The following is a 22,556-nucleotide window of genomic DNA, read 5'->3' on the forward strand; positions in this document are numbered from 1 at the left end:
CGGGATGTTGGCCAGCGGCGTGTTGATCGGCGTGCTCGCCACGTCGTTCGTGGCCACCGGCGCGTCGTTGACCGCCGCGACATTGACCGTCACGGTGGCGGTCGAGGTGCCGCCGTTGCCGTCGCTCACTGTGTAGGTGAAGCTCGCGGCGCCGTTGAAGTTGGCAGCGGGCGTGAACACGACATTGCCGCCGACCAGGCTCACCGTGCCGTTGACCGCGCCCTGCACACTGGTGATGGTCAGCGTGTCGCCATCGGCATCGGTGTCGTTGCCCAGCAGCGTGGCCGCCGGAATGGTCAGCGGCGTGTCCTCGGTGGCGGCGAGCGTGTCGTTGCTCGCGACCGGCGTGTCGTTGACCGCCGTGATGTTGAAGTTGAAGGTATTCGGCGTCGGGTCGGTGTTCACGCCGCCGTTGGCGGTGCTGCCGCTGTCGACCACCTGGAAGGTGAAGCTGCCGAGCCCGTTGCCGTTGATGTTGGCCGTCGGCGTGAAGGTCAGCAGGCCGAGGCTGCCCACCGGAATGCTCTGCCCTGCCGTGACCGCCACGCCATTGAGCCGCAGCACGCCCTGCGAAGCCGGCGGCAGCGTGGTGATGATCACCGACTGCAAGGTGTTGGGCGGGCTGTCGTTGGCGTCGGTGATCGGGAAGTCGGCGACCGAGAAGGTGTAGGTTCCGTCCTCGTTGATCGTGACCGTGCGGTCGGCGCCCGAGGGCGCATCGGCCACCGAGTTGATCGTGATGGTCGCGGTGTCGATGTCGGTGAGCGCACCGCCCGAGCCGGTGTTGCCCAGGTCGCTCGTGGTCATCGTCAGGGTGACCGTGCCGTTGGCATTGGCCACCGGCACGTAGTTCGGCCGCGCAGCGCTCGCGAGGTAGGCGTTGATGGCGGCCTGCGAGCCTTCGAGCACCAGCGTGCCCGATCCGCTGCCGGTGACCGTGACGCCGCTGCCGGTCGTCGCTGTCAGCGAACCGGTGGGCACGCTCAAGGTGACGCGCACATTGCCCGTGCCGGCATCCACATCGCTGATCTGCAGTCCGGTCAGCCCGACCGTCGTGTCTTCGTTGGTCGTGAAGTTCGCGGGCAGCGTGTTGACCGGCGCATCGTTGACGGCCGTGACCGTCAGGGTGAGTGTCGAAGTCGCGGTGGCCGTGCCGTCGCTCACGGTGTAGGTCACGACCGGCGGCGAACCGTTGTAGTTGGCGACCGGCGTGAAGGTATAGGCACCGTTGGCCGCGATGGTCAGCGTGCCGACGCCCGCGATGTTGGCCGTCTGCCCCGCCGTATAGGTCGTGCCGTTGACCACGAACTGCGTCACGCTGAGCGTGTCGCCATCCACGTCGCTGTCGTTGGTCAGCACATTGCCGGTGGCGCTCGTGTCCTCGGCGATGGCGTTGGTGTCGGGGCTGCCGACGGGCGCGTCGTTGACCGCCGTGATGTTGAAATTGAAAGTATTCGGCGTGGGGTCGGTGTTCACGCCGCCGTTGGCGGTGCTGCCGTTGTCGACCACCTGGAAGGTGAAGCTGCCCAGGCCGTTGCCGTTGATGTTGGCGGCCGGCGTGAAGGTCAGCAGACCCAGGCTGCCCACCGGAATGCTCTGCCCTGCCGTGACCGCCACGCCATTGAGCCGCAGCACGCCCTGCGAAGCCGGCGGCAGCGTGGTGATGATCACCGACTGCAAGGTGTTGGGCGGGCTGTCGTTGGCGTCGGTGATCGGGAAGTCGGCGACCGAGAAGGTGTAGGTTCCGTCCTCGTTGATCGTGACCGTGCGGTCGGCGCCCGAGGGCGCATCGGCCACCGAATTGATCGTGATAGTGGCGGTGTCGATGTCGGTGAGCGCGCCGCCCGAGCCGGTGTTGCCCAGGTCGCTCGTGGTCATGGTCAGCGTCACGCTGCCATTGGCGTTGGCAACCGGCACGTAGTTCGGACGCGAGGCGCTCGCCAGATAGGCGTTGATGCTCGCGAGCGAGCCTTCGAGCACCAGCGTGCCGGTGCCGCTGCCGGTGACCGTGACGCCGCTGCCGGTGGTCGCGGTCAGCGAGCCGGTGGGTACGCTCAAGGTCACACGCACATTGCCCGTGCCGGCATCCACATCGCTGACCTGCAGTCCGGTCAGCCCGACCGTGGTGTCTTCGTTGGTCGTGAAGTTCGCGGGCAGCGTGTTGACGGGTGCGTCGTTGACCGCCGTGACCGTCAGGGTCAGTGTCGAAGTCGCCGTGGCCGTGCCGTCGCTCACGGTGTAGGTCACCACCGGCGGCGAACCGTTGTAGTTGGCCGCGGGCGTGAAGGTGTAGCTGCCGTTGGCGTTGATCACCAGCGTGCCGACACCGTTGATGGTGGCGGTCTGCCCCGCCGTGTAGGTGCTGCCGTTGACCACGAACTGCGTCACGCTCAGCGTGTCGCCATCCACGTCGCTGTCGTTGGTCAGCACATTGCCGGTGGCGCTCGTGTCCTCGGCGATGGTGTTGGTGTCGGGGCTGCCCACGGGCGCGTCGTTGACGGCCGTGATGTTGAAGCTGAAGGTATTCGGTGTCGGGTCGGTGTTCACCCCGCCGTTGGCGGTGCTGCCGTTGTCGACGACCTGGAAGGTGAAGCTGCCCAGGCCGTTGCCGTTGATGTTGGCGGCCGGCGTGAAGGTCAGCAGACCCAGGCTGCCCACCGGAATGCTCTGCCCCGCCGTGACCGCCACGCCATTGAGCCGCAGCACGCCCTGCGAAGCCGGCGGCAGCGTGGTGATGATCACCGACTGCAGCGTGTTGGGCGGGCTGTCGTTGGCGTCGGTGATCGGGAAGTCGGCGGCAGAGAAGGTATAGGTGCCGTCCTCGTTGAACGTGACCGTGCGGTCGGTGCCCGAAGGCGCGTCGGCCACCGAGTTGATCGTGATGGTGGCGGTGTCGATGTCGGTGAGCGCGCCTCCGGAGCCGGTGTTGCCCAGGTCGCTCGTGGTCATCGTCAGCGTCACGCTGCCATTGGCGTTGGCGGCCGGCACGTAGCTGGGCCGCGAGGCACTCGCGAGGTAGGCGTTGATGCTCGTCAGCGAGCCCTCGAGCACCAGCGTGCCGGTGCCGCTGCCGGTGACCGTGACGCCGCTGCCGGTGGTCGCGGTGAGCGAGCCGGTGGGGACGCTCAAGGTGACGCGCACATTGCCGCTGCCCGCGTCCACGTCGCTGACCTGCAGGCCGGTCAGGCCGACGGTGGTGTCCTCGTTGGTGGTGAAGCCGGCCGGCAGGGTGTTGACCGGCGCATCGTTGACCGGCGCGACGTTGATCGTCGAGCTCACGGTGTTGGAGTTGGCGGCCGCGTCGTTGACCGTGTAGCTCACGGTGCGCACCAGCGACGAGGGGTCCTCCGAGGTGTTGGAATATTGAACCGCGCGCAGCGCGGCCTGCCACTGGGCCACGGTGGCCGTGTTGCCGGCCGAGTTCAGCGTGAGCACGCCGGTGGCGGCGTTGTAGCTGGCCGTGATGTTGCCCATGGTGGCGGGCACGTTGGTGAAGGCCAGCACGTCCTGGCCGGCCACGAAGTTGCCGCTGATCGCCACGGTGGCGCTCGCCAGCGTGGTGTTGTCGAGGTCGGCGACGACGATGGCGCCGTTGATCGCGGCGGCCGCGCCGTTCTCGGTGTAGTTGAGCGTCGAACCGGTGGCGAGCGTGGGCGCGTCGTTGACCGCGATCACGTTGACCGTCGAGGCCACGGTGTTCGAGTTGGCCGCGCTGTCGTTGACGGTGAAGCTCACCGTGCGCGCCGCGGTCGAGGGGTTGTCGCTGCTGTTCGAGTACTGCACCGCGCGCAGCGCGGCCTGCCACTGGGCCAGCGTGGCCGTGTTGCCGGCCGAGCTCAGCGTGAGCACGCCGGTGGCGGCGTTGTAGCTGGCCGCGATGTTGCCCATGGTGGCGGGCACGTTGGTGAAGGCCAGCACGTCCTGGCCGGCCACGAAGTTGCCGCTGATCGCCACGGTGGCACTGGCCAGCGTGGTGTTGTCCACGTCGGCGACGGTGATCGCGCCGTTGACCGCGGTGCCCGCGCCGTTCTCGGTGTAGCTCACGGTCGAGCCGGTGGCGAGCACCGGCGCGTCGTTGACCGGCACCACCGTGATCAGCGTGTGGGCCGTGTTCGAGTTGAACGCGCCGTCGCTCACGGTCACCGTGATGTCGCGCACCGGCGAGCCGCTGGGGTTCTGGCTGGTGTTCTCGAAGGTGATCGACTGGATCAGGCTGGCATAGACCGCCTTGGTGGCCGAGCCGCTGAGGTTGATGGTGGTGACGCCGCCCGCCACGCTCACCGTGTAGGTCACGCCGTTGACGGTGCCGGTGGAGCCGTTCGCGAGCGCGGTGCCGCCGATGCGCATCAGGTCGCCGGCCTGGCCGTTGGTCAGCACGATCTGCGCCGACAGCATGTTGGCCGAGTCGCTGTCGACGATGGTGACGGCCGGGTTCGCGATCGACACCGCCGTGCCGTCCTCGGTGAAGGTGCCGCTCCAGTCGCGCCCCGGCGTGGCGTCGGTGTAGGTCAGCACGCGCACGTTGTCGATCGCCACGTCGTCGGCCGCCACCAGCAGCGCGCCGCCCGGCGCGTAGTTGAAGGTCAACGCGCCGTTGTTGGCCACCGAGCTCGGCAGGTTGATGGTGACGTCGGTGAAGCTGAAGGTGCCCTGCGTGCTGACCGCGATGGTGCTGTTGGGGCCCGAGGCGCCGTTGAAGTACTCGACGGTCGCGATGTTCGAGCCCGACCGGCCGGTGGTGATGGTGGCGTAGACCACGCCGCCCACGCTGATGGTGAAGACGCCCGAGACGTTGGAGTCGCCGATGCCCAGCAGGCCGTTGTTGTTCCAGCTGAAGCCGAACACCACCTGCGCCGCGCCGTTGATGCCGGGGCCGAACTGCAGGCCGGTGTAGCCCGACTGCGTGAGCGCGCCGTTGGTGACGTCCGAGGTCCACTGCGCGCGGTCGTTGCTGAAGGTGGTCGAGCCGCTCGAGGTCCAGCCCGTGCCGCCGCCGGTGAAGCCGCCGTTGACCGCCACGTCGGTGGTCGGGATGTTGGAGTTCAGGTCGATGATCGGCGGGTTCTTCGCATAGGCGAAGTCCAGCGTCAGGTCGCTCGCGCCGATGGTGGCCAGCGAGACCGCGCGCGCCGCCGCGCCGTTGAGCGGCGCGCTGCCGCCCAGCACGTTGTTGGTGTCGGTCACGCGCACCACGTAGGCGCCGGGCAGCACGCCGGTGAAGCGGTAGTTGCCGCCGGCATCGGTGGTGTCGGTGGCCAGCACGCGCTCGCCGCTGTCGGCCACGCCGTTCCCGTTGACGTCGTCCACCAGCTGCACCGTGACGTTGCCGATGCCGCTGTCGCCGCTGCCGAAGGCGCCGTCGCCGTTGTTGTCGTCGAAGATGCGGTCGCCGATCACACCGGTGGCCGGTACCGCGCCCGCGCCGTCGGCCACCGAGCCGCCGATGGCGGTCGAGCCGTCGGTGGTCACGCTCAGCGTGGAGATCACCGCACCGGTCAGCGGGTTGATGTTCTGGATCGAGGTGCCGCCCAGCGCATAGAGGTTGCCGTTGGAGGCGGTCGCGAGCTGGATCGAGCTGGCGGAATAGCTCACGTTGGTGAGCTGCGCGCCGCTCGTGAGGTCGTAGCGCACGAACGAACGGCCGTTGCCGTTGTTGCTGTCGTTGTTGCCCACGCTGATCAGCGCGTTGTTGGCGGTGTCGATCGCGAGGTCGCCCCAGTCGGCGCCGCCCGAGACCGCGCTGACCAGCACCGAGGTGCCGGTGATCGTGCGGCCGTCGGTCGAGAAGTTGAGCCGGTAGATGCGGTCGGCGCTGTTGGCGCCGGTCACGTTCTCCACCCCCAGGTACATGGTGCCGTTGGCGAAGGCCGCGCCGCCGCCGCTCACGCCCTGCGAGCCGGCCACCACCACGCTGCCGGCATCCGTGATGTCGGAGTCGATCAGGATGTGGGTGTTGTTGATGTAGTCGTAGGCGAACAGCGCGCGCGAACTGGTGGAGGCGCCGTCGAAGTAGTAGATGAGCCCGGCCGCCGCGTTGAGCGACAGCGCGTTGACCGTGCCGCCGACCTGCACGCCGCCGACCGAGGTGGGCACCGAGGTGATGACGGTGGCGCGGCCGGTGGCGACGTCGATGCTCACGATGTCGCGGCCGTAGACGCCGAGCACCGCGCCCGCGCCGGTGTTGGCCACCGCGTCGAGCGTGCCGTCGAACAAGGCCTGCGTGCGTTCGTCCACCGCCACCGCGGTGTCGACCTGGCCGACGCGGTATTCGAGGTTCCAGTCGCCGCCCAGGCGCGCCGCGCCGGTCACGTCGTCGGAGGCCGCCACGTCGGCGCCGGTGAGGCGGGCCAGGCTGTTGGCGAACTGCTGGCCGACCACCCCCTCGGCGGTCTCGCAGCCGTAGAGCAGGATGTCGCCGTCCTCGCCCAGCGCCGCGCCGATGGCCGCGAGATCGGCCGCGCGCTCCGAGAGCGCCGCGTTGTCGTAGACCGCGTTGCCCAGCCGGATCTCGCCCGGGTCGCCGTGCGAGAGGATGTGGATCGCGCCGATGTCGGTGCGCCCCCGCAGCGCCTGCTCGATCTGCGCCAGGCCGTCGCTGTTGCGGTCGAGGAACACGACCTCGGCCGAGGGATCGATGCCCGCGAGCAGCGTGGCGGCGTTCTCCACGCCGCCATCGATGAACACGATCTGCGCGCCGCCGCGCTCCTGCGGCGCCTGCATGCCCGCCAGCGCATCGGCCAGGCTGGCGCCGTGCCCCGCGTCGCCCCAGGGCGCACCGCCCGCGTGCGCGGGACCGGCGTCGGCATGCAGCTCGGCGGTGCGGCCGCCGGCCGGCTCGGTGGGCGCGGCCGAGCCCACGGCGGGCGCCTCGCCCGCGGGGGCCTCATGGCCCGGCGGCACGGCCGCGGGCGGCGGCGCGTGATCGGCCTGCCGCGCCGCGTCGGCGAGCGCCGCCTCGGCCTGCTGGGTGGCGGCCTGCTGCGCCAGCACCTCCGCGCCGGTGGCGACCGCCGCGGCATCGAACATGTAGCGCGCCTCGAGCGCCATGGCCCGCAGGCCGAAGCGCGAATCGGACGGTGCCGGCGGCGCGGGGCGCACGGAGCGCTTGCCGGGACGGGGAGTCTTTCTGGCCATGGTTCAGATCGGGCTGGAGGGAGTGGCGCGGCGCGCGCACGCGGGGTGCGGTGCCGGGGCGGGGAAGGCGGATGCCGCGCGGCGGATGGCCACCGGCGGCGGTTCAGGCCGGCGTCGCGTCGTGTTCCTGGACCAGGCACGCCGCGGGCGCCGCGGCGATGGCATGCGAAGAGCACGAATCGGACTTGTCATTCCAAACACCTACACCAGGTTTGAAGCGATGCGCGCGGACGAAGGCCCGCGCCAGCCGGTCGAAGAGGCGCATTTAAGAGGGCGTGGCGAGGCTTGGAAAGACAGTTCTTAACAATTTGTTAAGTGTGAAAGCGCGCCGTCCGGCGATAGACGAAACCGCATTTCTGCACTAGGCAGTGCAGACCGTGACTGGTCGGGCTAGGCGGCCAACCTGCCAGTTTTTGTGCGGTTGCATGCTGTTGCCGAAGATGACAGAAGCACCCGGTGGAGGTGCCGCGCTCCGGCCAAGGCCTCGCTGAGCGGAGGCTGACGATGCCGAGTAATGGAAAGTGACTCCAGTGTCGGCGTGATTTCGGCGACGGGCGCCAGGGCACCGTTACACAAGAATGAGCGAAGTGTCGGATGCCCCCACGGAATTCCAGAGTGGGTCGCCGGCGGCGCGATGGCGATGAGATCGGGGCGCGCGTACTTGCGCATTCCTTTGAGGTCCAAAGGCCTCGCGCGCGCCGTCCTGGACCGGGGCACCTCAGCCCGGCGGCAACTCCAGGTCATGCACGATCTGCCCCGCCCCCATCGTGTTCACCGCCTCCGCCGGCACTTCCATCAGCACACGGCTGCGCTCGCCCGTGAAATGGATGGTGATGTGCTGCACCGGCCGCTTGCGCCGGTCGTGCAGCAGCCGCACCAGGCGCACCAGCGGCGCGCCGAGGTCCACGCGCAGGAGGCCGGCGAGCACGGGGTCGGCCGCGACGGCGGTCACCTCCTGGATCACGCGACCGAACTTGATGCCCTCGGCCATCAGGATCTCGAACAGGGCGCGCTTCTGCAACTCGGTGGCGGTCACGTTGCGCCCCACCTCCTGCGGCACCCAAGCATCGGTGACCATCATCGGCGTACCGTGCGCCGAACGCAGCCGCACGGCGTGAACGGCGACCGCGCCCGCCTCCAGCTGCAACTGCTGCGCCACCGTCGCCGGCGCCGGCGCGGTCTCGACCTTGAGCACGGTCACTTCGGTCTCGCGCGCCTGCCGGCCCAGCGATTCGATCAGGCCGAACGAGGGCTGCGGGCGCTGCGCGCGCGGCACGGCGCGCACGAAGGTGCCGCGGCCCGGCCGCTTCTCGACCAGCCCCAGGTGCTCCAGGTCCGACACGGCGCGCCGCACGGTGATTCGCGAGACGTCGAACTGGGCGCACAGCGCGTCCTCGGCCGGGATGAGTTCGCCCACGCCGTAGGCGCCCCGGGCGATCTGGTCGCGCAGCACCATGAAGAGCTGCCGGTGCAGCGCGGTGCCGGGTTCGCGGCGCAGTTGGGAAGGGTTCGGTGTGTCCATGGAGAGCAGTGCTTCGGCCGCGCGGGCCGCCCGCGCGTTCGGCCGATTGTGCCCGCCCATTCAGGCATACCCTAACAACGTCGAAAGGTTATAGTATTATGATGTCATCACCAAATCACTTCGATGCCCTGTTCCATGACCACCGCCCACGACCTGCGCCAGCTGCTCTCCCGTCCCGAACTCGTCGTCGCCCCCGGCGCCTATGACGGCATGACCGCGAAGATGGTCGAGGCGGCCGGCTTCGCCTGCGTCTACATGACCGGCGCCGGCGCCTCGGCCGCGCGCGGCTTTCCCGACTACGGCCTGCTGTCGATGAACGAGATGGCCGAGGCCGCGGGCGTGCTGGCGCGCTCGGTCGGCGTGCCGGTCATCGCCGATGCCGACACCGGCTACGGCAACGAGCTCAACGTGACGCGCACCGTGCGCGAGTACGAGATGCGCGGGGTGGCCGGGCTTCACATCGAGGACCAGGTGGCGCCCAAGCGCTGCGGCCACCTCGACGGCAAGGAGGTGATTCCGCGCGACCAGTTCGTCGCCAAGATCCGCGCCGCCCTCGCCGCCCGGCACGACCCGGCCTTCCTGGTGATCGCGCGCACCGATGCGCGCGCGATGCTCGGGCTCGACGAGGCGGTGGAACGCGCGCGCGAGGCGCTGGCCGCCGGTGCCGACATGGTGTTCGTCGAGGCCGCGCAGTCGATGGAGGAACTGGCCGCGATCCCGCGGCGGGTCGAGGGCCCGTGCCTGCTCAACATCGTGCGCGGTGGCAAGACGCCCGACCTCGACCTCGCGACGGCGCAGCAGATGGGCTATCGCCTCGCGATCCTGCCGAGCCTGCTGATCGGCGCCGCGGCCTCGGCCTGCGAACAGGCGCTGTCGGCCCTGCGCAGCACGGGCCAGCCGCCGAGCTCGGCGCATGCGCCCGGCGTGGCCGAGCGCTTCCGGCGCCTGGGCGCCGCGGAGTGGGATGCGCTGCGCACGCGTTTCCAGGCGGCGGAATGACGGCCATGACGACACCCTCCGCCACCGCGCCGCGCACGCTGTTCGACAAGGTCTGGGACGCGCACGTGGTCCAGCCCCTGCCCGACGGCTGGGACCTGCTGCACATCGACCGCCACCTGCTGCACGACCTCTCGGGCACCGCCGGCCTGCGCGAGCTGGCCGAGCGCGGCCTGCCGGTGCGCAATCCCGAGCTGGCCTTCGCCACGCCCGACCATGCCGTCTCGAGCGCGCCGGGCCGCACCGGCCAGAGCTTCGCGGGCGGCGTACATCTGTACCAGGGCCTCAAGCTGCTGACGCGCGGCGCGGGCATCCGCCTGTTCGACCTGGGCCAGCCCGGCCAGGGCATCGTGCATGTGATGGGGCCGGAACTCGGCATCGTGCAGCCCGGCATGACGCTGATCTGCGGCGACAGCCACACCTGCACCAATGGCGCCCTCGGTGCGATCGCCTTCGGCGTGGGTTCGTCCGAGGTCACGCATGCGCTCGCGAGCCAGACGCTGGTGCTGCGCCGGCCGCGCACCCTGCGCGTTTACTTCGACGGGCTGCCGGGCGCGGGCGTGGGCGCCAAGGATCTCGCGCTCGCGATGATCGCCAGGCTCGGCGCCAGCGCGGGCACCGGCTTCGCGGTGGAGTACGCCGGCGAAGCCGTGCGCGCGATGGAGATCGAGCAGCGCATGACGCTGTGCAATCTCTCGATCGAACTGGGCGCGCGCATCGGCATGGTGGCGCCCGACGCGAAGACCGAGGCCTATCTGCGCGGCCGCGACTTCGCGCCACCCGAGGCACGCTTCGACGAAGCGGTTGCGTATTGGCGCAGCCTCCCGAGCGACCCCGGCGCGGTCTACGCGCGCGAAGCGCGGATCGACGCGAGCGCCGTGGCGCCCACGCTGACCTGGGGCACGAGCCCGGAGCATGCGATCGCCATCGACGCGCGCATCCCCGATCCCGCCGATGCCACCGACGCCTCGCAGCGCCAGGCCTGGCAGGGCGCGCTCGACTACATGGGGCTCGCGGCCGGCGCGCCGCTGCAGGGCCAGCGCGTGGACCGCGTGTTCATCGGCTCGTGCACCAACTCCCGGCTCTCGGACCTGCGCGAGGCCGCGGCCCTGCTGCGCGGCCGTCGCGTGGCCTCGCATGTGCGGGCCTGGGTGGTGCCGGGCTCGGAGAACGTCAAGCGCGCGGCCGAACGCGAAGGCCTGGATCGGCTGTTCCGCGAAGCCGGTTTCGAATGGCGCGAGCCGGGCTGCAGCATGTGCGTGGCCGCCAATGGCGAGCAGGCGGCACCGGGTGAGCGCGTGGTCTCGACCTCGAACCGCAACTTCGTCGGCCGCCAGGGACCGGGCGCGCGCACCCACCTCGCCAGCCCGGCCAGCGCCGTCGCGGCCGCGCTGGCCGGCGTCATCGCCGATCCACGGAGCCTCTGAGCATGCAGCCCTTCACCCTCCTGCGCGGCGCCGCGGCGCCGCTTTCCATCGACAACGTCGACACCGACCTGATCGTGCGCATCGAGCGCCTCACCAGCCTCGCGCGCGGCGCGCTCGGCCCGTGGGCCTTCGAGGCCCTGCGCTTTCGCGCCGACGGCAGCGAAGACCCCGACTTCGTGCTCAACCAGCCGCGCTGGCGCGAGGCCCCCATCCTGGTGGCCGGCCGCAACTTCGGCTGCGGATCGTCGCGCGAGGGCGCCGTGTGGGCGCTGCTGGCGCGCGGCATCCGCTGCGTGATCGCCGAGAGCTTCGGCGACATCTTCCATGCCAACTGCTTCCAGAACGGCGTGCTGCCGATCCGCCTCGCGCCCTCCGAGCTGGCGCGCGCCCATGCGGCCTGCACCGCCGAGGGGCCGTGGCAGGTCGACCTGCGCACGCAATGCATCACGCTGCCCGACGGCGCCGAACTGCCCTTCGAGGTCGATCCGCTGCGCCGCGAAGCCCTGCTCGAAGGGCTGGACGACATCGGCCGCACGCTCAAGCTGCGCGGCGCCGTCGATGCCTGGCAGGCGCGCGACCGCGCGGCCCGCCCCTGGGCCTGGCCGGCGGCTGCCGTGCCGCAATCCTGACCACCGGAGACCGCCTCTCATGTTCGACACATCCCTTCGCTCGCTGTCGCGCCGCTGGCTGCCCGCGCTCTGCGCGGCCTGCGGCCTCGGCGCCGCCTCGGCCCAGGCCCAGACCGCCTGGGCGCCGCAACGCCCGGTCACGCTGGTCGTGCCCTACAACCCCGGCGGCGGCACCGACGCCACCGCGCGCGCCGTCGCGAGCCGGCTGTCGGTGCTGTGGAAGCAGCCGGTGCTGGTCGAGAACCTCGGCGGCGCCGACGGCCTGATCGGCACCCGGCGCGTGATCGAGGCCGCGCCCGACGGCTACACGCTGCTGTTTCAGGTGCCTTCGCTGCTGCTGATGAAGTACCAGCGCAGCCTCAAAGCGATCGACCCCGTGACCCGGCTCACGCCCGTGACCGCGGTGGCGACCTCGCCGACCGCGCTGGTGATGACGGCCACCCTGCCCTTCAAGACCCTGCCCGAGCTCATCGCCCATTGCCGCACCAGGCCCTGCAACGCGGGCAGCGGCGAGAACAGCTCCAAGGTGCGGGCGCAGAAGTTCGCGGCCGACTACCAGCTGCGCGACCTCGCGGTCGTCAACTACAAGGGCACCTCGCCGATCGTGGGCGACCTGGTCTCGGGCAATCTCACGATGGCCTTCACCGGCATCACGGCCGCGATGCCGCTGCACAAGGCCGGGCGCGTGCGCATCCTCGTGACCAACGGCGAACGGCGCGCGCAGGCGCTGCCCGAGGTGCCGACCAGCCTCGAGGCCGGCTGGCCCGACTCCTATTCGGTGACCTGGTACGGCGTGTTCGCGCCCAAGGGAACGCCGAGCGCGATCGCGCGCGCCATCGCCGATGCCACGCGCGAAGCCGGCAAGGACGCCCATGTGCGCGAGGCGCTGGCGGTCGCGGGGGCGGAGCCGGCCTTCACGAGCCCGGCCGACTTCGAGACCATGATCCGCGAGGACGATGCGCGCCTCGCTGCGCTGGTCAAGCGCTTCCCGCTCGAGGACTGAGGCGATGCAAGTCATGGGCGAACAGGTCGGCGTGGCGTGCACCGTGCTGCGCGGCGGCACCAGCAAGGGCCTCTACTTCAACGCCGCCGACCTGCCGCCCGCGGGCGCGCGGCGCGACCGCCTGCTGATGGCGCTGCTCGGCGCGCACGACCTGCTGCAGATCGACGGCCTCGGCGGCTCGCGGCTGGTCACGGCCAAGCTCGCGATCGTCGGGCCACCCACGCATCCCGAGGCCGACGTGGACTACACCTACGGCATCGTGCCGCCGGGCGAGGGCCGCGTGGTCTTCACGAGCAACTGCGGCAACATCTCGGCGGGCGTGGGGCCGTTCGCGATCGATGCGGGGCTGGTGCCCGCCGAAGGCCCGGTGGCGCGCGTGCGCATCCACAACACGAACACCGGCAAGCTGCTGGTGGCGCATGTGCCCGTGGCCGACGGCCATGCGCGCGTGCGCGGCGACTTCGCGATTCCCGGCGTGCCCGGCACCGGCGCGCGGATCTTCATGGACTACCGCGCCACCATCGGCGCCAAGACCGGCCGCGGCATGCCCACGGGCCGCGCGCGCGACGAGATCGCGCTCGACGATGGGCGGCGCTTCGAGGTCAGCCTCTGCGACGTCGGCAATCCCTGCGTCTTCGTCGCGGCCGATGCCCTGGGTCTCTCGGGCACCGAGCTGCCGAACGCGATCGATGCCGATGCCGCGCTGCTGTCGACCTTGAAGGCCCTGCGTGCGCGCGCGGCCGCCCTGCTCGGCCTGTGCGACCACTGGCGCGAGGCCGACAGCGTGTCGCCCGCGCTGCCGCTGGTCGTGATCGTCGCGCCGCCCACCGCCTATGCCGATGCGCAGGGCCGCGCCGTGACGGCCGCGCAGGTCGACCTGTGCGCGCGGCTGGTGTTCTACGGCCGTTGCCACGAGAGCATGGCGGGCACGGGCGCGATCTGCACCGCCGCCTGCGCGAGCGTCGAGGGCTCGGTGGTGTATGCGGCGGCGCGCGGCATCGACGCACGCGTCGTGCCCGACAGCCTGCACATCGGCCATCCGCTCGGCGCGATGCGCGTCGACGTGCAGGGGCGCTGCGAGGCTTCGCGGCCATTGGCCTTCGAGGCGCTGGGCTTCGCGCGCACGGCACGCCGCCTGATGGACGGCACGGCCTGGGTGCCGCGGTCGGTGCTGGACCCGGCCTGAGCCCTCGTCGATTCCCCCAACAACATTCCAAAGGAGACTTCATGCATACCGATTCCTCCCGCCGCCGCTTCCTCGGGCAGTGCGCGGCCGCGGCCACCGCCGCCTCGCTTGCTCCCTCGTTCGCATGGGCGCAGGGCGACACCTATCCCTCGCGGCCGATCCGCATCGTCGTCGGCTATCCACCCGGACAGACCGTGGACACCGGCGCGCGCGCCCTGTCGATCGCGCTCGCGGACATCCTCGGCAAGCCGGTGTTCGTCGACAACAAGGCCGGGGCCAACGGCATCCTTGGCGCGCAGGACGTGCGCAACGCGGCACCCGACGGCTACACGCTGCTGCTGGGCACCTCGGGCCAGCTGGCCATCAATCCCTCGATCTATGCCAAGCCCGGCTACGACCCGGTCAAGGACTTCGCGCCCGTCATGCTCAACGGCGTGGGCCGGCTCTACGTGGTGGTGCCCGCCGCGTCGCCGTTCAACACGCTGGCCGACCTCGTGGCCTATGCCAAGGCCCATCCGGGCAAGCTCAACTACGGCTCGGGCGGGCGCGGCATCACGGCCAACCTCGCGATGGAGATGCTCAAGAAGGCGGCCGGCGCCGACATCGTGCACGTGCCCTACAAGGGCTCGTCGGCCGCGCTCACCGACCTCATCGGCAGCCAGATCGACGTGATGATGGACGCGGGCGGGCTGGTGCTGCCGCAGGTGCGCCAGGGCAAGCTCAAGGTGCTGGGCGTGTCGAGCAAGGGCCGCTACAAGGAGCTGCCGCAGGTTCCCACCATCGCCGAGCAGGGCTATCCGGGCTTCGAGGTCGCGTCGTGGACCGCCGTGCTGGCCCCGGCCGCCACGCCGCCCGCCGTGGTCGAGAAACTCAACAAGGCGCTGCTCCAGGCGCAGCGCCGCCCCGACGTGATCCGCTCGGCCGAGACCTCGGGCAGCGAACTCGAGGGCGGATCGCCCGAGCAGCTCAAGGCCTTCCTGGTGGCCGAGAACCGCAAGTGGGGCGAGGCCGCGCGCGCCGCGGGCGTCACGCCGGAGTGAGCCATGGTGCATGACGATTCGAGCACCTTCGGCGAACAGCATGGCGTGCCCTGCGTGCTGATGCGCGGCGGCACCAGCAAGGCGCTGTTCTTCCACCTGCGCCACGTGCCGCCGCCGGGCCCGGCGCGCGACGCCTTCCTCAAGCGCGCCATGGGCACGCCCGACCCGCTGCAGATCGACGGCATGGGCGGCTCGCGGCTGGTCACGTCGAAGGTGGCGCTGATCGGTCCGTCGACGCGGCCCGATGCCGATGTCGACTACACCTTCGCGCAGTGCGACGTGGAGCGCGACCTGATCGGCTACGACGCCAACTGCGGCAACATCTCCTCGGCCGTGGGGCCGTTCGCGGTCGACGAGGGGCTGGTCGAGGCGGTCGAGCCGCTGACCGTGGTGCGCATCCACAACACGAACACGGGCACCGTGCTGGTCGCGCGCGTGCAGGTGCGCAACAGCAAGGCCCGCGTGACGGGCGACTGCGCCATCGCGGGCGTGCCGGGTACCGGGGCCGAGATCCTCATGGACTACACCGACACGCTCGGTGCCAAGACGGGCCGCCTGTTGCCGACAGGCCAGCCGGTCGATGCGATCGCGCTGGAGGACGGACGCGAGGTGCGGGTCTCGATCGTCGATGCGGCCACGCCCTGCGTCTTCATCGCGGCCGAGTCGCTCGGGCTCCACGGCGACGAGATGCCGCCCGCGATCGGCGGCGACCGCGCGCTCATCGAGACCATCGGCGAGATCCAGGCCAGGGCCGGCGAGCGCATCGGGCTCTACGCGCATTGGCGCGACGTGCATCTGCCGGGCCTGCCGCTGGCCGTGATCGTGGCGCCGGCCGGGTGCGAGGACAGCGACCTGCGCGCGCGCCTCGTGTTCCTCGGCAAGTGCCACGACAGCATGGCGGGCACGGGGTCGATCTGCACCGCGGCGGCCTCGCGCGTTCCGGGCACGCTGGTCCATGCGGCCGCGGGCGACCGACTGCGTGGCGAGGTGCTGCGCATCGGCCATCCGCTGGGCGTGATGGCGGTCAAGGTCGTCGCGCAGCGCGGTGCGGCGCAGCCGCGGTTCACGGCGCTGGGCCTTCAGCGCACGGCGCGGCGCTTGATGGAGGGCGTGGTCTACGTGCCGGCCGAAACGGCGTGAACGCCGTGCTCAGGCGCCGTCCGGCAGCTGCGCGAGGCCCGCGTGCTCGCGCGCATACCGCGTCGGCGGCAGCCCGACGTGCCGCGCGAACGCGCTGCTGAAGGTGTTCGCGGCGTTGTAGCCCACGCGCTGTGCGATCTCGGCCACGCTGCCCGCGTTGCGCCGCAGCAGGTCCTTCGCGAGCGCCATGCGCCAGGCCAGCAGGTATTCCATCGGCGCCACGCCGACCGTGCGGCCGAAGCGCTCGAAGAAGGTCGAGCGCGAGAGCGCGGCTTCGTGCGCGAGTTCGGCCACCGTCCAGTCGTGCGCCGGACGCTGGTGCATCGCGCGGATCGCGGCAGCGAGGCGTGGCTCGGCGAGGCCGCGCGCCAGTCCCGACGAGGCGTTGGTTCCGCTGGTGGAGCGCAGCGCCTCGATCAGCAGCAGTTCCAGCAGCCGCGCCAGCACGGGCTCGCGCGCGGGCCGCTGCTCGTGCGACTCCTCGCGCACGAACTGCACCAGCATCGCGAGCCGCTCCTCGCCGCGCACATGCACGAACTGCGGCAGCAGCGACACCAGCAGCGAGGCATCGGGCGAATCGAAGCTGCAGTGGCCCGCGAGCATGCGCAGGTCGATCGCACCCCGTGCATCGCCGACCCTGAATTCGCCGTTGCCCAGCGGCACCGGCGGCGCGGTTTGCACGCCCGGCGGTGGCGGCTCGAGGCTGGAGAGCGCGATGTGCCGGGCGGCGGGCACCAGCACGAAGTCGCCCGATTGCAGCTCGAGCGCTTCGCCCCGGTCGACCGCGAGGTGGCAGCCGCCCTCGAGGATCACGCAGTAGAAGGGTTCGCCCGCATCGGAGCGCTCGATGCGCCAGGGACTGGCGCCGAACACGCGCTTGGAGAAGCGCGCGCTCGGCCGCAGCAGCATGACCACTTCGGCCAGGGGATCCACCATGTTCGGACGATTCCTGATGAGACTCGGACTCGGGATCGTAGCAAGTCCGGACCCGGCGACCTATCGTCAGGCATCGATCACTCCCCTTCTCAAGGATCTCCATGACCCGGACCGTTCTCATCACCGGCTGCTCCTCGGGCTTCGGCCTCGAAACCGCGCGCTACTTCCTCGAGCGCGACTGGCAGGTCGTCGCGACCATGCGCACCCCGCGCACCGACCTGCTGCCCGCATCGCCGCGCCTGCGCGTGCTCGCGCTCGACGTCACCGATCAACGAAGCATCGAGCGCGCCGTGGAAGAAGCCGGCCCCATCGACGTGCTCGTCAACAACGCGGGCTTCGGCGCGGCCTCGCCGGCCGAGCTCACGCCGCTGGCCACCGTGCGCCAGCTCTTCGAGACCAACACCTTCGGCACCCTCGCGCTGATGCAGGCGGTGCTGCCCCAGTTCAGGCAGCGCCGCGCGGGCGTGGTGGTCAACGTCACCTCGAGCGTGACGCTGAAGGCGCTGCCGCTGATCGCGGCCTACCGCGCGAGCAAGATGGCCGTCGATGCCTTCACCGAGTCGATGGCGATCGAGCTCGAGCCGCTGGGCGTGCGGCTGCGGCTGGTGCTGCCGGGCCGCTCGCCCGAGACGCGCTTCGGCGACAACGCGCGGCCGAACATGGCGGGCTTCGATCACGAGGACTATGCGGAGCTCGCGCGGAAAGTCTTCGCGGAATTCCAGGACACGTCCGCCCCGACCACCCATGCGCTCGACGTCGCCGAGGCCGTGTGGCGCGCGGCCACCGATCCCGCGGCGCCGATGCGCATCCCGGCCGGCGCCGATGCCGTCGCATGGGCGGCCGAGGCGCGCTGAGCCATACCCGTTCGGCGCACAGGCCGATTCGCGAGGCATCGCGCAAGCGGCTGCTATCCTCGGCGCGCTCCATGCATCGTGCATCGAGACTCGCCGAGGACGACTTCGGCGCTGACGCACACCGAGGGACGGCCCTGCAACCTTGTCGAGGTGTTGCCATGGCCGAACTCCTTCGGGTCCTGCGGACCCTGCATCGAACGCTGCACGCGCAGCCGATGCCACGCCCCTTCCTCTTTCGCTGCATCGCGGTCACGCCCGGCCTCGTGCGGCTCGGCTATCGCCTGCGGCCGTCGCGGGCTTGCGCGCATCGGCGAGGTGCCCGGTGATCGGCGCCGGCGGCTGGATGGGGCTGGTGCTCGCGGCGGGCATCGGCTATGCCGCCTGGGCGGCGAAACGCGATGGATGCGAGCAACGCGACGTCAAGGCACTGCGCATCGGCAGCGGGCTCTGCCTGTTCGCCGCGGCGGTCGTCACCGCGCTGGAACTGCTGCTGGCAGCGGACTGAGACGGTCCGGCCCGCGCTCAATTCGGCGGCGGGGTCTTCAGGAACTGCGGATTGCGCCGTGCCTTCGTGGCCTGCTCGAAGCCGTAGGCGATCGACAGCAGCTTCGGTTCGCTCCAGCGCGTGCCGATGAGGTAGATCCAGGTCGGCGTGCCGCGGCTGCTCATTCCGGTGGGCACCGAGATGCCGGGGTAGCCGGCCATCGCACCGCTGGGCGCCGGCGTGAGGATGGCGTCCACGTTGTTGGCCTGCAGCACGCGGTCGATCTCGGCCGCGACGCGCGCCTTCTGCTCCCGCGCCTTGCGTTCGTAGACGGCCTCGTCGGCCTTCAGCAACTGGACAGCCTCGTCGATCGATCGCTGCGGATAGGGCTTGCCCTCGGGATCGAGGGGCGCGGTCTTGTTGAAGGCCTGGAGTTCCTCGATGGTCTTGACGGGAATGCCGCGCCGGGTGGCGAGGTAGGTATTGAGTTCCCGGCCGAAGTAGTACGACAGCAGTGTCGTTTCCTCGGGCCCGGATTCGTCGGGCAGGTCCACCGCCACCATGATGGCGCCGGCGCTTCGCATGGCGTCGATGACCTTCGGGAGCTCCGGAAAGAGGATCTCGCCGTAGCCCGAGAGGAAGACCGAGGGATAGCCGACGCGCCTGCCCGCGAGCCCATCGGGCCGCAGGAACTGCGTGTAGTCCACTGCGTGGGTGCGCGCATCGGCGGTGGCCCCGTCCTTCGGATCGCTGGCCGCCATCGCCGACAGCAGGATCGCCGCGTCGCGCACCGTGCGTGCCATGGGCCCCGCCGTGTCCTGCGTGCTCGCGAGCGGAACGATGCCGTCCCTGCTGACCAGGCCGAGCGTGGGCCGGATCCCGACGATGCCGTTCATTCCGGCCGGGCACAGGATCGAACCCTCGGTTTCGGTGCCGACCGCGAGGGGCGCGAAGCCCGCGGCCACCACCACGGCCGAGCCCGTGCTCGACCCGCAGGGACTCTGGTCGAGCACATGCGGATTCGACGTCTGCCCGCCCCGTCCGCTCCAGCCAGGGAACAAGGCCCCGTCGCGATAACCCGCCCATTCGCTGAGGTTCGTCTTGCCAAGGATGATCGCGCCGGCATCGCGCAGCCGGCTGGCGACGAAGGCATCGCTGGCCGCGGGCTGTCCCACCATGGCCAACGATCCCGCCGTGGTCTGCATCCGGTCGCCGGTGTCGATGTTGTCCTTGAGGAACAGCGGGATGCCGTGCAGCGGGCCGCGCGACTTGCCGCTCGCGCGCTCCGCGTCGCGCTGGTCGGCGATGGCCAGCGCATCGGGATTGAGTTCGATGACGGCGTTGAGGGTGGGCCCGCGCTTGTCGAGCATGTCGACGCGCTTCAGCAGGTAGGCCACCATGTCGCGCGAAGTGGCGCCCTGCGCCGCCTTCTCCGCGAGGCCCGCGATGTCGGCGTACTCGATGCCTTCGAGCGAGGGCGGGACCACGGCGGGGCCGACCGGAGCGATGGGCACCGCGGGTTCGACGCCGGTGCCGTCGGTCGTTGCAGGCGGCGCCGCGGCGAACGGCGCGACCCTGGCGCCATCGCCACCGCCGCATGCCCAGAGCACGAGGCCGCAGAGCAGCACGCAACCGATCCTCGCGGCCGACACGACGCGGCGCGGACGAACATCATTCTTCACTTTCACTCCTTGTGGATCGTGGGGAAACGAGGCGAGGGCCGTGGCATGTGGCCGCGACCTCAGGGCTTGCAGTTCGCATCGGTGCCCGGCGGGATCACCGGCGCGATGGTTCCGGTGCCGGGCCCGATGACTGCCGGCAGGATGCGGGTGCTGCCTCCATCGCCACCGCCGCAGGCGCTGAGCAAGAGGCAAGGAAGAAGCAGCGCGCACGCGCGCCGCGCAAGGATCGCGGGTTGGATCGGCATGAGGACTCCCTGTGTCTGGAACGGAACGCCGGCCCTCAGGCCGCGGGCTGCCCGGGCGGGCAGGGTTGCGGCGCATCCTTGGCCGCACCTCGAGGAAGATCGCGTCGGGCGGCCCGGCCCTGCCCTTCTGGTTGATGCCCTGCACGTAGAGCAGGTGCTTGCCCGGCATGAAGGCCGAGGTGTCGATCACGCCCGACACCTTGACCCTGGGCCCCGCGCCGAAGGCCGTGTCGGCGGTGGCGCGCAGCGGGATCGCCCGGGCCGCGCCGTCCCAGGGCAGCGTGTTGATGTAGGCGTTGGCGGCCTGGATGGGCTGCGGGTCGTGCCGGGTGACCGGCAGCCTGCTGTCGCCCTGTTCGTAGAGGTACCGGTCGTCGTCGATCGTCGCGGTCAGCGTGACCGACTCGCCCTGACGGACCGTTGCCGCCGACAGCTGGATGTCGGCGGCGTCCGGCCCCAGCGGAAGCTGGTAGGGCGCCTTCAGCGTGCGGGCCGCATAGCGCAGCGAGGCCACGTTCTTCGGGAAGGTGTTCTTCTCGAACTCCTCGCAGGGCTCGTAGAACGAGGTGCCGAGCTCGATCGTGAACGAAGGCGCGCCGAGCTCGCCATAGAAGGTGTCGGTGGTCGTGCCGTCGGTGTCGTAGTCGATGATCTGCGTGGCGGCGTAGCCGTTGTACCAGGCGAGGCGCTGGGCGAAGGCCGCCATGCCGTCGTCGTTCGCCGTCTTGGAGTCGCCGCGCAGCGACTCGCGCCGAATGCCCCATGGCCACAGCACCAGCTGCGAGAAGCTGTGGATGTCGATGTACAGGCCCTCGTAGTCGCCGGGCGCGCCGGTCGCGAAGTCGTTGGCCGCGGCCGTCCTTCGGTCGCGCAGCAGGCCGCCCGTGAAGTTGCCGTCCTGCTGGCGCGTGCCCGCGACGTACCTGACGATGGCGGCGGTCTCGGGCTCCGACGCGGCGGAGGTGCCGCGGAAGGTCGCATCGCAGGCATCGCCGCTGGATCCCGCGCCCTTGGTGCTGTTCCAGCCGAACGGGAAATTGCGGTTCAGGTCCACGCCCGATTCGATGGGGCCCATGAACTGGGACATGAGCGGATCGTCGGGTGCCTTGCAATAGCCGTCCGCGAGATTGACGTTCTTGCGCCATCCCGAGCCGAAACCCTGCGGCACGGCCTGCTCCGCGAGCTTGCGGCCATCGGGATTCGCATGCAGGATGAAGTGGAACTCGTTGTGGTCGAGCAGCCAGGTGGCCGTGGGATCGATGCCATGGTTCTTCACGAGCCATTCGGTGAAGCGCGTGGAGATCTCGGCCGGCGTGTACTCGCGTGCATGGATCGACGAGGTGGTCACCATGCGCGGCACGGTCCTCTCCTGGATGCGATCCTGGTTGCCGATGACGACGGCGCGCAACGGATTGCCCTTGCTGTCGGGCAGCAGGTCGAAGTCGATCAGGCTGACGACGCTCTGTGGCAGGTACTTGATCAGCACGTTGCGAAACGACAGCAGCTGCGTCTGCACCCAGGTCTGTCCCACGGGCGCGACACGGACCAGCTTCGGATAGCGCGCGGCCAGCGCGTCGATGTCGAGGTTGGCCTGCTCGACCGTGCGGTAGCAGGCGGCATTGCCGCCGAACGGCGGATCGCCGGGCTTGCCGAGCTTCAACAGTTGCTGCCGCTGCCGCTGGCGCTGGAAGCCGAGAATCCGCTCGGAGCCTTCCACGTCGATCTCGACCGCGTAGCCCATGCCGCGCAGCCGTTCGACACCGCGCGTGTCGAGTTCCGTCGCGATGGTGTTGCCGACCTTGTCGACCCGCATGTGATCGATCCAGCGCGACAGGCGCTGGATGTCCTCGCGCGACGCATAGGGCACGCGCACCGACCAGACGCGGCCCTGCTCGAGCTGCGCTGGCGGTGCAGCCGCGGGGTCGACGGTGCCCTGCGCGATCGCGGGTGGCGCGAGCTGTGCGAGCACGATCAGCCCGCAGAGCGCGAGACGAAGACGCGGGCGCCGAGGCGCCGTATGAAGACCGGGTGTCATGTGGGTTGTCCTGTGCTGCATTCCATGAAGTCCACCGACCTGGCCCGATGTTCGGCAGGCCAGGTCGGCACCGTCGCGAAGGGCATCGGCAACTCGCGTCCACACGGGTCCTCGACGGGACCGTGTATTTGTGATGGATGGCGCATGGACGCGCGGGTGCGTTCCCTCCCTGTTCCGCACCCGAAGCGGGCTCACTGCGTGAGCAATGCCTGCTGGCGAAAAAGAATAAGGGCTCGAGCGTCC

The 22,556-nt window shown here is 70.5% G+C and carries 14 protein-coding genes (1 of these 14 only partly in view); 9 read left to right on the top strand and 5 right to left on the bottom strand.

Going from position 1 to position 22,556, the window contains the following annotated elements:
• From AC1HIL_RS33040 to AC1HIL_RS33050, 3 genes are all read right to left on the bottom strand, one after another.
• Positions 1 to 7,134, bottom strand: the 5' end (the start) of a protein-coding gene (locus AC1HIL_RS33040; protein ID WP_479669096.1) for an Ig-like domain-containing protein. The gene continues 41,595 nt to the left of window position 1, outside the view; 7,134 of the gene's 48,729 nt are visible here — the first part of the coding sequence; the start codon lies at positions 7,132 to 7,134; its stop codon lies beyond the left edge, outside the window.
• 103 nt (positions 7,135 to 7,237) lie between these two features.
• Positions 7,238 to 7,399 carry a hypothetical protein gene (locus tag AC1HIL_RS33045; RefSeq protein WP_479669095.1) on the bottom strand — a complete coding sequence of 54 codons (162 nt, stop codon included), beginning with the start codon at positions 7,397 to 7,399 and terminating at the stop codon, positions 7,238 to 7,240.
• Between the two features lie 453 nt (positions 7,400 to 7,852).
• Positions 7,853 to 8,656: a GntR family transcriptional regulator gene (locus AC1HIL_RS33050; protein WP_296735709.1), complete on the bottom strand. Its 804-nt coding sequence runs from the start codon at positions 8,654 to 8,656 to the stop codon at positions 7,853 to 7,855.
• 135 nt (positions 8,657 to 8,791) lie between these two features.
• On the opposite strand from AC1HIL_RS33050, the gene AC1HIL_RS33055 reads away from it, so the two are divergent.
• From AC1HIL_RS33055 to AC1HIL_RS33085, 7 genes are read left to right on the top strand one after another with little or no spacing between them, the layout of a single operon-like run.
• Positions 8,792 to 9,655, top strand: a complete 864-nt coding sequence (locus tag AC1HIL_RS33055; protein WP_261210584.1) for an isocitrate lyase/PEP mutase family protein — start codon at positions 8,792 to 8,794, stop codon at positions 9,653 to 9,655.
• 5 nt (positions 9,656 to 9,660) lie between these two features.
• On the top strand, positions 9,661 to 11,079 hold the full coding sequence (gene leuC / locus AC1HIL_RS33060; RefSeq protein ID WP_479669094.1) for a 3-isopropylmalate dehydratase large subunit: 1,419 nt from the start codon (positions 9,661 to 9,663) through the stop codon (positions 11,077 to 11,079).
• 2 nt (positions 11,080 to 11,081) lie between these two features.
• Positions 11,082 to 11,708 (top strand): 3-isopropylmalate dehydratase small subunit, encoded by a 627-nt coding sequence (gene leuD / locus AC1HIL_RS33065; RefSeq protein ID WP_479669093.1) that lies wholly within the window; start codon positions 11,082 to 11,084, stop codon positions 11,706 to 11,708.
• Positions 11,709 to 11,727: 19 nt separating this feature from the next.
• Positions 11,728 to 12,711, top strand: a complete 984-nt coding sequence (locus tag AC1HIL_RS33070; protein ID WP_057591879.1) for a Bug family tripartite tricarboxylate transporter substrate binding protein — start codon at positions 11,728 to 11,730, stop codon at positions 12,709 to 12,711.
• A gap of 4 nt (positions 12,712 to 12,715) precedes the next feature.
• Positions 12,716 to 13,897, top strand: a complete 1,182-nt coding sequence (locus AC1HIL_RS33075) for a PrpF domain-containing protein (RefSeq protein WP_479669092.1) — start codon at positions 12,716 to 12,718, stop codon at positions 13,895 to 13,897.
• A 41-nt stretch (positions 13,898 to 13,938) separates the two neighbouring features.
• Positions 13,939 to 14,937 carry a Bug family tripartite tricarboxylate transporter substrate binding protein gene (locus tag AC1HIL_RS33080; RefSeq protein WP_422099208.1) on the top strand — a complete coding sequence of 333 codons (999 nt, stop codon included), beginning with the start codon at positions 13,939 to 13,941 and terminating at the stop codon, positions 14,935 to 14,937.
• Positions 14,938 to 14,940: 3 nt separating this feature from the next.
• Entirely contained in the window at positions 14,941 to 16,077 is a 1,137-nt protein-coding gene (locus tag AC1HIL_RS33085) for a PrpF domain-containing protein (RefSeq protein WP_479669091.1), read from the top strand.
• 9 nt (positions 16,078 to 16,086) lie between these two features.
• Here AC1HIL_RS33085 and AC1HIL_RS33090 read toward each other — a convergent pair whose 3' ends face one another.
• Complete coding sequence (locus AC1HIL_RS33090) at positions 16,087 to 17,013, bottom strand: AraC family transcriptional regulator (RefSeq protein ID WP_479669090.1); 927 nt, start codon at positions 17,011 to 17,013, stop codon at positions 16,087 to 16,089.
• Positions 17,014 to 17,114: 101 nt separating this feature from the next.
• Between AC1HIL_RS33090 and AC1HIL_RS33095 the strand changes: the two genes are divergently transcribed.
• Both AC1HIL_RS33095 and AC1HIL_RS33100 read left to right on the top strand, forming a co-directional pair.
• Entirely contained in the window at positions 17,115 to 17,867 is a 753-nt protein-coding gene (locus AC1HIL_RS33095; protein ID WP_479669089.1) for an SDR family oxidoreductase, read from the top strand.
• Between the two features lie 322 nt (positions 17,868 to 18,189).
• Positions 18,190 to 18,372 carry a hypothetical protein gene (locus tag AC1HIL_RS33100; RefSeq protein WP_057591873.1) on the top strand — a complete coding sequence of 61 codons (183 nt, stop codon included), beginning with the start codon at positions 18,190 to 18,192 and terminating at the stop codon, positions 18,370 to 18,372.
• A gap of 17 nt (positions 18,373 to 18,389) precedes the next feature.
• On the opposite strand, the gene AC1HIL_RS33105 is transcribed toward AC1HIL_RS33100, so the two are convergent.
• Positions 18,390 to 22,313 (bottom strand): amidase family protein, encoded by a 3,924-nt coding sequence (locus AC1HIL_RS33105; protein ID WP_479669088.1) that lies wholly within the window; start codon positions 22,311 to 22,313, stop codon positions 18,390 to 18,392.
• Between the last annotated feature and the right edge of the window lie 243 nt (positions 22,314 to 22,556).

The sequence above is a fragment of the Variovorax sp. ISS6 genome, assembly GCF_056523145.1.

Coding starts and splice junctions, on each gene's coding strand:
- AC1HIL_RS33045 (WP_479669095.1), bottom strand. CDS start 7,399: ATGCGCCTCTTCGACCGGCTGGCGCGGGCCTTCGTCCGCGCGCATCGC.
- AC1HIL_RS33050 (WP_296735709.1), bottom strand. CDS start 8,656: ATGGACACACCGAACCCTTCCCAACTGCGCCGCGAACCCGGCACCGCG.
- AC1HIL_RS33055 (WP_261210584.1), top strand. CDS start 8,792: ATGACCACCGCCCACGACCTGCGCCAGCTGCTCTCCCGTCCCGAACTC.
- leuC (WP_479669094.1), top strand. CDS start 9,661: ATGACGACACCCTCCGCCACCGCGCCGCGCACGCTGTTCGACAAGGTC.
- leuD (WP_479669093.1), top strand. CDS start 11,082: ATGCAGCCCTTCACCCTCCTGCGCGGCGCCGCGGCGCCGCTTTCCATC.
- AC1HIL_RS33070 (WP_057591879.1), top strand. CDS start 11,728: ATGTTCGACACATCCCTTCGCTCGCTGTCGCGCCGCTGGCTGCCCGCG.
- AC1HIL_RS33075 (WP_479669092.1), top strand. CDS start 12,716: ATGCAAGTCATGGGCGAACAGGTCGGCGTGGCGTGCACCGTGCTGCGC.
- AC1HIL_RS33080 (WP_422099208.1), top strand. CDS start 13,939: ATGCATACCGATTCCTCCCGCCGCCGCTTCCTCGGGCAGTGCGCGGCC.
- AC1HIL_RS33085 (WP_479669091.1), top strand. CDS start 14,941: ATGGTGCATGACGATTCGAGCACCTTCGGCGAACAGCATGGCGTGCCC.
- AC1HIL_RS33090 (WP_479669090.1), bottom strand. CDS start 17,013: ATGGTGGATCCCCTGGCCGAAGTGGTCATGCTGCTGCGGCCGAGCGCG.
- AC1HIL_RS33095 (WP_479669089.1), top strand. CDS start 17,115: ATGACCCGGACCGTTCTCATCACCGGCTGCTCCTCGGGCTTCGGCCTC.
- AC1HIL_RS33105 (WP_479669088.1), bottom strand. CDS start 22,313: ATGACACCCGGTCTTCATACGGCGCCTCGGCGCCCGCGTCTTCGTCTC.